The sequence below is a fragment of the Sphingomonas sp. genome (assembly GCF_024508665.1).
GTDB lineage: Bacteria > Pseudomonadota > Alphaproteobacteria > Sphingomonadales > Sphingomonadaceae > Sphingomonas.
The window spans coordinates 81953-93617 of the sequence record NZ_JANINP010000007.1; the positions used below are offsets into that span (position 1 = coordinate 81953).

Annotated in this window: 11 protein-coding genes; 5 read left to right on the forward strand and 6 right to left on the reverse strand. The window is 64.0% G+C overall.

The genetic code is table 11. The features are described 5' to 3' along the window. Positions 1–84: 84 nt before the first annotated feature. Positions 85–1458 carry a class II 3-deoxy-7-phosphoheptulonate synthase gene (locus tag Q0L25_RS15490; RefSeq protein WP_296617769.1) on the reverse strand — a complete coding sequence of 458 codons (1374 nt, stop codon included), beginning with the start codon at positions 1456–1458 and terminating at the stop codon, positions 85–87. A 264-nt stretch (positions 1459–1722) separates the two neighbouring features. Here Q0L25_RS15490 and Q0L25_RS15495 point away from each other — a divergent pair, with 264 nt between their 5' ends. After that, on the forward strand, positions 1723–2307 hold the full coding sequence (locus tag Q0L25_RS15495) for an alpha-ketoglutarate-dependent dioxygenase AlkB (protein WP_296615853.1): 585 nt from the start codon (positions 1723–1725) through the stop codon (positions 2305–2307). 58 nt (positions 2308–2365) lie between these two features. Next, positions 2366–3022, forward strand: coding sequence for a DUF2490 domain-containing protein (locus Q0L25_RS15500; RefSeq protein WP_296615855.1), 657 nt, complete (start codon positions 2366–2368; stop codon positions 3020–3022). Between the two features lie 42 nt (positions 3023–3064). On the opposite strand, the gene Q0L25_RS15505 is transcribed toward Q0L25_RS15500, so the two are convergent. Next, positions 3065–4510, reverse strand: a complete 1446-nt coding sequence (locus tag Q0L25_RS15505; RefSeq protein ID WP_296615856.1) for an alpha/beta fold hydrolase — start codon at positions 4508–4510, stop codon at positions 3065–3067. A gap of 135 nt (positions 4511–4645) precedes the next feature. Here Q0L25_RS15505 and Q0L25_RS15510 point away from each other — a divergent pair, with 135 nt between their 5' ends. Then, positions 4646–5158: a MarR family transcriptional regulator gene (locus tag Q0L25_RS15510; protein WP_296615858.1), complete on the forward strand. Its 513-nt coding sequence runs from the start codon at positions 4646–4648 to the stop codon at positions 5156–5158. Positions 5159–5278: 120 nt separating this feature from the next. On the opposite strand, the gene Q0L25_RS15515 is transcribed toward Q0L25_RS15510, so the two are convergent. Continuing rightward, positions 5279–6274: a hypothetical protein gene (locus Q0L25_RS15515; RefSeq protein ID WP_296615859.1), complete on the reverse strand. Its 996-nt coding sequence runs from the start codon at positions 6272–6274 to the stop codon at positions 5279–5281. A gap of 162 nt (positions 6275–6436) precedes the next feature. Next, entirely contained in the window at positions 6437–7864 is a 1428-nt protein-coding gene (locus tag Q0L25_RS15520) for a carotenoid oxygenase family protein (RefSeq protein WP_296615861.1), read from the reverse strand. 77 nt (positions 7865–7941) lie between these two features. On the opposite strand from Q0L25_RS15520, the gene Q0L25_RS15525 reads away from it, so the two are divergent. Together Q0L25_RS15525 and Q0L25_RS15530 are read left to right on the forward strand one after the other, a co-directional pair. Then, a complete protein-coding gene (locus Q0L25_RS15525) occupies positions 7942–8541 on the forward strand; it encodes a TetR/AcrR family transcriptional regulator (protein ID WP_296615862.1) in 600 nt (199 codons plus the stop codon). Next, the gene (locus tag Q0L25_RS15530) at positions 8538–9428 is read left to right on the forward strand and encodes an alpha/beta hydrolase (RefSeq protein WP_296615864.1); all 891 of its coding nucleotides are present in this window, start codon (positions 8538–8540) and stop codon (positions 9426–9428) included. Before Q0L25_RS15525 ends, Q0L25_RS15530 begins: the two co-directional genes overlap by 4 nt. Positions 9429–9440: 12 nt before the next feature. Here the strand turns inward: Q0L25_RS15530 and rfbB are convergent, their stop codons facing one another. Both rfbB and rfbA read right to left on the reverse strand, forming a co-directional pair. Beyond that, on the reverse strand, positions 9441–10499 hold the full coding sequence (gene rfbB, locus Q0L25_RS15535) for a dTDP-glucose 4,6-dehydratase (protein WP_367184189.1): 1059 nt from the start codon (positions 10497–10499) through the stop codon (positions 9441–9443). Further along, positions 10493–11368, reverse strand: a complete 876-nt coding sequence (gene rfbA / locus Q0L25_RS15540) for a glucose-1-phosphate thymidylyltransferase RfbA (protein ID WP_296615868.1) — start codon at positions 11366–11368, stop codon at positions 10493–10495. The genes rfbB and rfbA overlap by 7 nt, the downstream gene beginning before the upstream one ends. Positions 11369–11665: the final 297 nt, after the last annotated feature.

An 11665-nucleotide genomic window follows, 5' to 3' on the forward strand; every position in this document is an offset into this window, starting at 1 on the left:
ACCGTCAGGAATAACGATTGTCGCCGCGCCCTTGCGTTCAGATCGGGAAGGGAAGTCGAAGGCGCGCCGGCGGCCGACGACGGGCTAAGCCGCCTCCGCCCGCCGTTGCCTCAGTTCGTCATTCAGCATCTCGGCGAGCAGGAACGCAAGCTCCAGGCTCTGTCCGGCGTTCAATCGCGGATCGCAATGCGTGTGATAGCGGTCGGCCAGGCTCTGCTCGGTCACATCGACCGCGCCGCCGGTGCATTCGGTGACGTTCTGTCCGGTCATCTCGGCATGGATGCCGCCGGCGAACGTGCCTTCGGCGCGGTGCACGGCGAAGAAGCCGCGCACCTCGGCCAGGATGCGATCGAACGGGCGCGTCTTGTAGCCATTGGCGGCCTTGATGACGTTGCCGTGCATCGGGTCGCAGCTCCAGATCACCGGATGGCCCTCGCGCTTCACCGCGCGGACCAATTTGGGCAGCCCGGCTTCGATCTTGTCATGGCCATAGCGTGTGATCAGCGTCATGCGCCCGGGCACGCGGCCCGGGTTGAGCGTATCAAGCATGCGCAGCAGCACGTCGGGCTCCAGGCTCGGGCCGCACTTCACGCCGATCGGGTTGCCGATCCCGCGCAGGAATTCGACATGAGCCGATCCGTCGAACCGCGTGCGGTCGCCGATCCACAGGAAATGCGCGCTGGTGTCGTACCAGTCGCCGGTCAGGCTGTCCTGCCGCGTCATCGCCTGCTCGAAGGGGAGCAGCAGCGCCTCGTGGCTGGTGTAGAATTGCGTCTGGCCGAGCTGGGGCACGGTGTCGGGATTGATCCCGCACGCCTCCATGAACTCGAGCGCCTCGCCGATCCGGTCGGCGGTCTCGGCATATTTCTTGGCCCAGGGGCTCGAGCCGAGGAAATCGTGCGTCCAACGATGCACTTGGTGCAGGTTCGCGTACCCGCCCTGCGCGAATGCACGCAGCAGGTTCAGCGTTGCCGCGGATTGCGAATAGCCCTGGATCATGCGCTGCGGATCGGGGATGCGGCTTTCGGGGGTGAAGGCGATGTCGTTGACGTTGTCGCCGCGATAGCTCGGCAGTTCGACGCCATCGATCGTCTCGGTATCGGCTGATCGCGGCTTGGCGAACTGGCCCGCCATGCGGCCGAGCTTCACCACCGGCAGCTTCGACGCGAAGGTCAGCACCACCGCCATCTGCAGGATCACGCGGAACGTGTCGCGGATGTTGTTGGGATGGAATTCGGCGAAACTCTCGGCGCAATCGCCGCCCTGAAGCAGGAACGCCTTGCCCTCGACCACGCGGGCAAGATCGGTGGTCAGATTGCGCGCCTCTCCGGCAAAGACCAGCGGCGGATAGCTGGCCAATTGCTTCGTCGCGGCGGCCAGCGCGGCGGCGTCGGGATAATTGGGCAACTGGCGTGCTTCGTAATTGGTCCAGCTGTCGGGGGCCCATTTGGCGGCCATGATCGTCACTTCTTCTCGGGTAAAACGGGCAAGTCCCATGCGCCGAAACGCCCGATGCCGCAACAAAGGAAAAGTCGATCACGCTGATCGCGCTGCTTCATGCCCGCCGCGATCCTTCCGGACATCTCGTCCGTTGGGGCGTCTGGCGAAAAGGAGTCAGCGCTGATTCAGGTCATCGGGGAAACCGGGAAGGGTGACGAAGAGCCACGAGGCCCTGGTCCCAACCCGCCTTGCATGTTCTCCGATTGTTCACATATCGTAACCGTGACCACCGATCTGTTCGACATGCCGTCTATCCCCGGCCCGCGCAGCCGTGCCGACTTCCTCACCCCGGCGGAGGAAGGCGCGGTAATTGCCGCGATCGGCGCCATCGAGCTCACTCCATTCCAATTTCAGCAATGGACCGGCAAGCGCCTCACCCACAGTTTCTGCTGGCAATATGATTTCCGGTCGGGCGAACTCGGCCGTGGTGCGCCGATGCCCGACTGGCTGTTGCCGATCCGCGATCGCGCCGCTGCCGCCGCTGGGCTGGCCCCCGACGCGCTCGTTCAGGCGCTGCTGCTGCGCTACGATCCCGGCGCGGGGATTGGGTGGCACCGCGACCGGCCGATCTACGATCAGATCGTCGGCATCTCGCTCGGCGCGCCGGCGACGATGCGCTTCCGCCGCAAAGAGGGCGGGCGCTGGCGCCGCGTCAATGTGCCGCTCGAGCCCCGCGGCCTCTATCATTTGTCGGGAGAAGTCCGCCACGATTGGGAACACAGCATCGCGCCGATGAACGAGACGCGGTGGTCGATCACTTTCCGATCGTTCTCCGCCCAAGGCTTGAGGATCGCCGCGGCGGCCTGATTGCGACTGCCTGTCGCGCAGGGATGCATGTGGCGATCACTTCTGCCATGACACAAAAATGTCATGGAAATGTCATGCGGCGATCGGCGCCTTCGTATTCATGATGCTGCCTTCGGCGGCAGAGGCCGATGACGCGCAGGTGTGGCTCGGCGCCAACGCCCGCGGTCCCATCGCCGGCCGGGTGGAGCTCGGCGTAGAGACGATCGAACGGTTCGGCCGTGACGACGAAGGCGGCCTCTACGAGAGCGAGAATAGCGCGATGATCGGGTTTCGCTTCGAGCATTCGACGCTGGCCGCGGGCTATGTCCGCGACATCGTCTATCGTGGCGGTGGCGCGGCGATCGAACAGCGTGCGCGTCAAGACTTCAGTGTCGATCACATCGCTGCGATCGGTCCGCTCGCCATCGGCGCACGGCTGCGCGTCGAGGAACGCTGGCGCGACGGATCGAGCGGGACGGGCGTGCGGATCAGGCCGTTCGTCCGGTTGACCTTGCCTGTTGCCGGCAAACTGAACCTGCTCGCCAGCCACGAGAGCTTCGTCAATTTAGGCGGCGGCGCCGGCCAGCGCGGCGGCTATGACCGCGCGCGCAACTTCATGGGGTTCGGCGTGCCGCTGACCAAACGGGTCGGCGTCGAGATCGGCTATCTCAACCAATGGACCCGTGGGGCGCGAACCGTCGGCGCAGCGGCATTCACTCTTGGATGGCGCTGGTAAGGCAGCTTCACTCTAAAGCAGGCGCGGGAGGGATCCCGCCGTCTATTTCGGCGGCGCAAAGCCGGGGATTTCGAACCTGGGTGCAGCCAGTGACGCGTCTGTCGGCAGCCCCCGTGTCTCTCCGGTCCGCAGGAAATCGTAGATCGCCTGCTTGGCAGCGGTGTTCTCGCGCAACTGGTAAAAGGTGCCGTCATGGCCGGCCCGGTGCACCAGGATGGCATGGCCATTGGGGAAATAGGGTAGCAGGCCGAGGGTATTTTCGATCGGGGTCGACGTATCCCAATCGCCGTGCACGAAGACGACCGGGATCGATGTAACGCGTGGGCGCCGCACAGCGTCGCCCATGTCGGGGGTCGGCCAGTCGGGTGCCGACGCCAGGTTCGCCTCGAAATTCCAGCTACCCAGCAGGCCCACGGCGGGATCGGTCCGCATCTGATGTTCACGATCCGACGTGACGCCCAGGCTGCTGTCCGCCAGCGGGCCGATCAGTTTGACGGGCCCCGCACGCCGGTCTTCTATCGTCTGGCGGGCCCATGCGTCGTAATGGCCGTAATAAAGCGACAGGATGAAGGCCGGCCAATGCTCCGCTTCGTCGGTATGCGCCAAAAGAGCGAGCTGCAAATCTTCCGCGCCGAGCACGACCGTCTGCTCCTTGCCGGCATAGTCAGGGATCGCCACGCGGATCGGCTTCGCGGCGAAGCGCCGCTGCAGGGCGCGTACCGCCGCCATCATCCCGCCTTTGGGGAGGTAGGGGGCGAGGCCTGGATCGCGATCGGCGTCATAGGCGATACGCTGGAGCGCGGCGAAAACGTGTGACGGCATGTCGAACCCGTTGTTCAGCGGTTCGACCGAAGAGAGCACGGCGCGAGCGACGATCTCGGGATGGAAACGCATCACGGCGAGCGACCATTGCGAGCCGAAACTGCCGCCGAACAGGCTGATCTTGTCGTAGCCGAGCGCCCGCCGGAGATCGTCAACGTCCGCTGCGAAAGCTTCGATCGTATAGCCGGACAGATCCTTGTCGGGATTATGCGTGACCGCCCTACGGGCGAGCGCCTGCATGGCGCGCGCATCGGCCTGGACCGAGGCAGGCTTGTCGAGCGGGGAAGCGTCGGCCGTTTCGACGAGCATCTCCCCGCGGCTGGTATAGCCGCGTTGCTCGATCACGACGAGGTCGCCGGCTGCGCCGAAGGTCAGCCACGACCGTAGCCGGCTCCGTGCTGCGTCCCCATTGTCGGTGAAGGAGCCGAGCACGCTCAAACCGGGACCGCCGGGAAGCCAGAAAACTGGCGGCGCACCGGTCGGCCGCGGCGCCTTGATCCGTGCGAAGCCGATGCCGATCCGGCGGCTCGCCGGTTTGCTGCGATTCTCGGGCACATACAGCGTGCCGATCTCATAGCGGACGGTCTCCCCGCTTGAGAGCTTCACGGTTCGCTGCTCGATCACGATCCGATCGCCCGTAGCCTGCTGTGCCGAAGCGGGCGTCACATGAAATAACAGTGCCAACGGCAAGAATGCGAGCCTTCGAATCGAGCGCATGCTAGTCTCCACGGATGGCTTGCAGTCGATTGCTCTCCGAAATATACCTTTATGTCAAGATACTTGATATAAAGATTGTTGCTTATGGCTGAGCAAACACCGGTCCGCGCCGACGAGGACATCGTCGATCAGTTGCTCCGTGACTGGGCGCACGAGCGGCCGGATCTCGACGTGTCGGCGATGGCGGTCGTCGGCCGCCTGTTGCACCTTGGCGGGCTGCTTCAGGCGCAGGCGGGCGAGCGGCTGCGCGCGTTTGGAATCGGCTATACCGAGCTCGACGTTCTCGCCACGTTGCGGCGATCGGGTGCGCCTTATCGCTTGAGCCCGACGGCGCTCAGAAAGTCCGTGCTGCTCACGTCCGGCGCGATGACGGCATGTCTCAACAGGCTGGAGCAGCGCGGACTGATTTCCCGAGTCTCGGACGAGGCCGATCGCCGCTCGCTCGTGGCTATGCTCACCGACCAGGGCGTGCGCCTGATCGACGAAGCGATCGCCTCCCATTTCGGCGGGGCCGAACGGACGGTGGGCGGGCTCGATCGAACCGAACGCGCGGAACTCGCGCGCTTGTTGCGAAAATTGAGGCTGCAGCTCGAGTGATTGTCTAAACAGACCTCTCGGCGCCTATCAGGGCTGCTGCGAACAGAAATCTGGTTGTCGCGAGCGAGCAGATAATCCCAAGACCTGGAAAGCGCACCGTGGGGCCGCGGCACTCCTTCGTCAGAATGGTCCTTCGGGCCGAGCGACCGGAGAGAGCGCGAATGACGTGGTGGTCAGGACGATCTTGTTATCGGCCTTGGGGAACTTGATCGGCCCGCAGATGCGTGTCGGAACTCCCGCCGGGGTGGTCACGCTTCCAAGCGGACTGCAGTTTTGCGTCGCACGATAGAGGAAACGGACTCGCGCCGCGGTGATGGTGTTTCCGGAAAAATCTGAATCCAGAGGATATTCGTTCAGACGCTCCGTGACAGGATGAAAGGTAATGCGCTTGGTGACGATAACACCATCGGTCCCGACATCGCCGAGATTTCCCCATTCGACCGTCACGGGATTTCCCGGGGCGCACTGGCAGAACCGGAATCGATACTTGCCGAGCAAAATCTCCTCGCCACCCTGGTGCGGCACGATCGTCTGGCGGACCTGCGGCTTGCCGAGCTGAAGCACTTGGTAGGCAATGAACAGGTCGCTCCCGTCCAAGGTCACCACCGATGTGTTGCCGCCGGACGCCGTCAGCGTGACTGGCACGTCCCTGCGCTCGGCACCGGCTTTGAGGCTGGCGGCGCTGCCGGTGTCGGTCTTGATCGATATCTTGCTCGCCTTGATCGCCAGATAGAGGAGCTGATCGCCCGCGCGCACTGTGCGGATCTTGGTAAGATCGCTCACCCGGACGATGGCCAGATTGGCAAAGGTGGCATCGAGCGTTTGCGATCTATTGGCGTCGAGCCCAAGAAACGTTCCGATCGAAAAGGCCAATTGGCGCTTCAGCGTGGAGGTGATGACCTCGTTGGAAACACTCTGACTCGTCACCAAATTGTCCACGTCGGCGCCAGGTCCTGTCGGTCCGATGCCAGGCAGCCATTTCGCTCCCACCGGGATCTCGCGTTGTGGAAGTTTCATCGCGACGAAATTGTTGAAAAGGTTCTGATTGAGCGATGCCGCCGGTACCGGCCCTTCAATCAGGAATGCTACTGCGATGATTGCTAGCGCGCGCCACATCTATCGTCCCCCCGGATCGTGACTTCCGGGGAATACGACATCATTTTTATCCCGGTTGCAACCCGCTGCTATTGCTGGGCATCCGGGGCGCAACCGGCATCTTGAACGCATCCGGGTCGGCGCAGAGGACCGAGCAGGACTCGGTCGTGCATCCCCGCAACCTTAGCCATTCGCTACCCAATTGCCGTGGAAGCCCGGCGGTACTCGGTGCGGGATGCGGATGCTGGCGACGGGCGGCTCAGCGAACCGCGTCGCGTCCAGGATCACCAGATCGGTCGTCTCTTGCGGCAGATCGATCACCAGCCCGACCATCCAGCCGTCGCCTTCCGGCGCATCATCGCTACGCGGAACGAACACGAATTCACCCGGATAACGGCCTTCGCCGAACTCGTGGACCTCGCGTGTGCCGGCTTCGAGATCGTGCTTGTAGAGCCGGGTCGCACTGATCGCAAAGTCGCCCTCGGGCAGCGCCATCGTATAGGCATAGCGATAGGGCTGGCCGAAAAAGCGTTCGTCGGGACGGGGAAATTCCTGCGGCGCCGCATCGATCGTGCGGCGTTCGATCGTCTTGGCCACCGGATCGATCGTCCAGCGCTCCAGCCCCAGCGACGTTCCCGACGGCCCGCCGGTCGCCTCGGCGAACATCGTGTCATAGACGCAGGCGTCCAGCACGACCTTGCCGTCGGGCGTGTCGTAGGCGTTGGCGACGTGGAAGATGTAGACCTGCGGACAATCGACCCAGACGATGTCTTCCGCCTGGCCGGCGCGCGGCAGCAGGCCGACCCGCGCCTGGTGCTCGGGGTTCCAGCGATAGGGGAAACGGTGGCCGCCGATCAGCGACTTCATCGAAAAGGTGACCGGCAGGTCGAGGATCAGCGCATAACGATCGGTAATCGCGCAATCGTGGATCGATGGGCCGTGCTTGACCTGGATGCTCAGTTCGCGGGTCACCTTGCCCTCGGGCGACAGCACCACGTGGCGCACCGCATCGGGGTCCGTTGCTTCGTAGCATATGGCATGGTGCTCGCCAGTCTTGGGGTCGAGGTGGGGATGCGCGGTGAAACTGCCGGCCAGCGTGTCGTCGAACGGATTATAGGTCTGTTCGTCCAGCGTGTCCGAGAGTTCGACCGGATAGCTTCCCGCCTCAACCAATGCCCAGGTGCGGCCGGCGATGCCGAGCACGTTGGTGTTGACCGTGTCGAACCCGCCGTGGCGAGGTCCCGGGGCATGCTTCATGCCCGTCTCCGCCTCGACCATTTTCGATCGGATCCAGCGGTTGCGATACCATAAAGCCTTGCCTTCGCGGAGCGCGATGCCGTGGACCATGCCGTCCCCGGTGAACCAATGATAGCCCTTGGCCTCGGGCTTTGCCGGGTTGGGCCCGATGCGCAGATAGCGGCCGTCGAGTTCGAGGGGGATTGTTCCGGTAACGGTGAGGTCTTCCAGCGTGATTTCGCTGTCCATCGGCCGGTGGATGCCGGTCAGGAACGGATGATCCTGCTCGGGCATGCGCTTGCGGTTGAACTCGGCGACCACGCCGATGCCCTTGGTGACGGTGCCCCGGATTGCATTTTCGATCACGCTCGCCATGACTGGTCTCCGACTCGATGTTTATGGCGTCAACATAAAAGCTATGGTAACAGTGTCAACATGTTTTGGGACGTGACGTGACGGAGCGGGGGGCGAAGGCCAAAACCTCCTATCATCATGGCGATCTGCGTGCGGCGCTGATCGCCGAGGGGTTGCGCCTGCTCGCCGATCGCGACGCCGAGGAATTGTCGCTACGCGAAGTGGCGCGCGGCGTCGGGGTCAGCGCGACTGCCGTCTACCGCCACTTTCCCGACAAGGCGGCGCTGATGGCCGCGCTTGCCGCCGAAGGGCTCGCGATGCTGAGTCACGTACAGCACGCCGCCTATGATGCCGCGGGCGGCGGAGTCGCGGGGTTCAACGCTACCGGGGCCGCCTATGTCCGCTTTGCGCTGCTCCATACCGCATTGTTTCGCCTGATCTTTGCCAACCCGCCGACCGGCAAAGTGGTCGAGCTCGCCGACTCCCCCGACAATGCGATGCGTTTTCTAATGGAGAACGCTGCGAAGCTTGCCCCGCCCGAGATGGAGCCGCGCATCTTCGCGCTGCAATCCTGGTCGGTGGCACATGGTCTCGCCATGCTGATCATCGATGGTCAATTGCATGTCGACGACAAGACCATCGACGCGGTGATCGATGCGCATATGATGACGTCGAACGCAGAGAGGAAAACCGGATGAAGGCCCAGGCGAACGGCATCGAGATCGAATATGAGACGTTCGGCGAGCCGACCGATCCGCCGGTGCTGCTGATCATGGGCCTGGCCGCGCAGCTGACGCGCTGGCCGCTGCCATTCGTCGAGCAACTCGCCGCGCGGGGTTATTTCGTGATCCGCTACGACAATCGCGACATCGGCCTGTCGACCAAATTCGATGGCGCGCCGGTCCCCGAGCTGCCCGCACTGATCGGCGCGATGATGATCGGGCAGAAGCCGGACGTGCCCTATACGCTCAACGATATGGCGGCGGACGCGGTCGGTCTGCTCGACGCGCTCGACATCGAGCGCGCCCACGTCATGGGAGCATCGATGGGCGGCATGATCGCGCAACTCGTCGCAGCGGAATATCCTGACCGCATATTGTCGCTGACCTCGATCATGTCGTCGACCGGCAATCCCAATCTGCCGCCATCCAAGCCCGAGGCCATGGCGGTCCTGATGTCGCGCCCGACCAGCGGCGAGCGTGACGCGGTGATCGCGCATGGCGTGCGGACCGACTTGGTTATCGGCAGCCCTGCCTATCCGAGCGATGAAGCCACGATCCGCGCCCGCGTCGAACGCGATTTCGAACGTATGAACTATCCGGCGGGGCCGGGGCGGCAGCTCGCCGCGGTGGTGGCGAACGGCGACCGGCGGGCGACCATCGCGAGCATCACGGCGCCGACGATGGTGATCCACGGTACCGACGACCCCTTGGTCCTGGTCGAATGCGGACGCGATACCGCGGCGGCGATTCCCGGCGCGCGGATCACCGAGGTGCCCGGCATGGGTCACAATCTGCCCGACGCGCTGATCCCGACCATCCTCGACGCATTCGAAGAAGTGGCAGGGCAAACTGCACCGGTGTGAGCTGGTCGAGGGTCAGCCGCGCCCTAGTCGCTCGCCGGCATAGCGTCCGCTGCGGATCGGCTCCCACCACCAATGATTGGCGAGATACCAGTCGACCGTCTGCGCTAGCCCGCTGGCGAAGTCGTGCTGCGCGCGCCAGCCCAATTCGCGTTCGGCCTTGTCAGGGTCGATCGCGTAGCGGCGATCGTGCCCCGGACGGTCGGTGACGAAAGTGATCAGCGATCGTCGCGGCGGATGGCCGTCCGTGCCCAGCCGCGCATCGACCAGGTCGCAGATCGTTTCGACAACTTGCAGGTTGGTACGCTCCTCGCGTCCGCCGATATTGTAGCTTTCGCCGATGCGCCCCTTGGTCAGCACCAATTCGAGCGCGCGGGCATGATCCTCGACGTGCAGCCAGTCGCGGACATTCTCGCCCCGGCCGTAAACCGGCAGCGGCTTGCGGTCGATCGCGTTGAGGACGGTCAGAGGGATCAGCTTTTCGGGAAAGTGGAACGGCCCGTAATTGTTCGAGCAGTTCGACAGTACGACCGGCAGCCCATAGGTTTCGTGCCAGGCGCGGACGAAATGATCCGACGCGGCCTTCGACGCCGAATAAGGCGACGACGGCGCATAAGGCGTAGTCTCGGTGAACACGCCGCTATCGAAGGGAAGGTCGCCGAACACCTCGTCGGTCGAGATGTGGTGGAACCGGAAGGTTTCTCGTCGATCGGCGGCCAGGCCCTGCCAATATTCCGTCACCGATGCCAGCAGCCGAACGGTCCCGAGTACGTTGGTGACGACGAAGATTTCCGGGCCGTCGATCGAGCGGTCGACATGGCTCTCGGCGGCGAGATGCATCACGCCATCGACATTCTCCTCGCGGAGCAAGGCGCCGACCAGGTCGCGATCGGCGATATCGCCCTGGACGAACCGATAATTGGGAGCGTCGGCGATCGAGGACAGCGAGGCGAGGTTGCCCGCATAGGTCAGCTTGTCGAGATTGACGACGCGCGTGCCGGTGCCGACCAGCAGCCGCACCACCGCCGATCCGATGAACCCGGCGCCACCGGTGACGAGAACGGTTCTCACCAGTCGGTGCTCGCGCGGCGGCGAAGATAGGACGCATAGTCGGTCTTGCCGAGCAGGTCCGCGCGCTTCAGCATCGCGTCGGCATCGATCCAGCCCATGTCGAACGCAATCTCCTCCGGACAGGCGATCTTGATGCCCTGGCGGTGCTCGATCGTCCGCACGAACGACCCGGCGTCGTGCAGGCTGTCGTGCGTCCCCGTATCGAGCCAGGCATAGCCGCGACCGAGTTGCACGACCGACAAGTCGCCACGTTCGAGATAGACCGTGTTGACGTCGGTGATTTCGAGTTCACCGCGCGCGGAGGGGCGGATCGATCGTGCGATCTCGGTGATGTCGCTGTCGTAATAATAGAGCCCGGTCACTGCCCAACGCGATTGCGGCCTGGCCGGCTTCTCCTCGATGCTGGTGGCGCGTTTGGTGGTCGGGTCGAAGGCGACCACGCCGTAGCGCTCGGGGTCCTCGACCTGATAGGCGAACACGGTTGCGCCACTCTCGCGCTCGCTGGCCGATTTGCACAAGGCACCGAGCCCGGAACCGTGAAAGATATTGTCGCCCAGGATCAACGCCGCCGGGCCGCCGGCGACGAAATCGGCGCCGATGATGAATGCTTCGGCCAGGCCGTTTGGCTGTGGCTGCTCGGCATAATCGAGATTGATGCCGAACGCCGAACCGTCCCCGAGCAATTGCCGGAACAGCGGCAGATCGCGCGGGGTCGAGATAATCAGGATATCGCGGATGCCGCCGATCATCAGCGTGGAGATCGGATGATAGATCATCGGCTTGTCGAACACCGGCAGCATCTGTTTCGAGACGGCCAATGTGGCGGGATACAGCCGGGAGCCCGAACCCCCCGCAAGAATGATTCCCTTCATATGGCGCGCGATATCGGGCGAGGAAGGCAGATACAAGCTGATCGGCAGTCCGCCCTCGGATGCGCGCAAAACCGCGCGCCGCAACGTCATGCGGGACGTTGCGCGGGCCGCAGATTGGCTCTACCCGCCGTCGCAGGAAGCCAACGCCCGAGACGGAGGACGATTCACCATGCCATTCCGGTGCTTGCGCTGCCCGCTGCTCGTCCGGCACGGCGGCCACATGGATGGCGTTGCGAAGTTCGGCAATTAGCTCGCCCGTATCGTCGCTGCCCACGCCTCTATCTAACCCCGGAACCA

Excerpts from the sequence above, each read along its gene's own strand:
- Q0L25_RS15490 (WP_296617769.1), bottom strand. The coding sequence starts at position 1,458 with ATGGCCGCCAAATGGGCCCCCGACAGCTGGACCAATTACGAAGCACGC.
- Q0L25_RS15500 (WP_296615855.1), top strand. The coding sequence starts at position 2,366 with ATGTCATGGAAATGTCATGCGGCGATCGGCGCCTTCGTATTCATGATG.
- Q0L25_RS15510 (WP_296615858.1), top strand. The coding sequence starts at position 4,646 with ATGGCTGAGCAAACACCGGTCCGCGCCGACGAGGACATCGTCGATCAG.
- Q0L25_RS15515 (WP_296615859.1), bottom strand. The coding sequence starts at position 6,274 with ATGTGGCGCGCGCTAGCAATCATCGCAGTAGCATTCCTGATTGAAGGG.
- Q0L25_RS15520 (WP_296615861.1), bottom strand. The coding sequence starts at position 7,864 with ATGGCGAGCGTGATCGAAAATGCAATCCGGGGCACCGTCACCAAGGGC.
- Q0L25_RS15530 (WP_296615864.1), top strand. The coding sequence starts at position 8,538 with ATGAAGGCCCAGGCGAACGGCATCGAGATCGAATATGAGACGTTCGGC.
- rfbA (WP_296615868.1), bottom strand. The coding sequence starts at position 11,368 with ATGAAGGGAATCATTCTTGCGGGGGGTTCGGGCTCCCGGCTGTATCCC.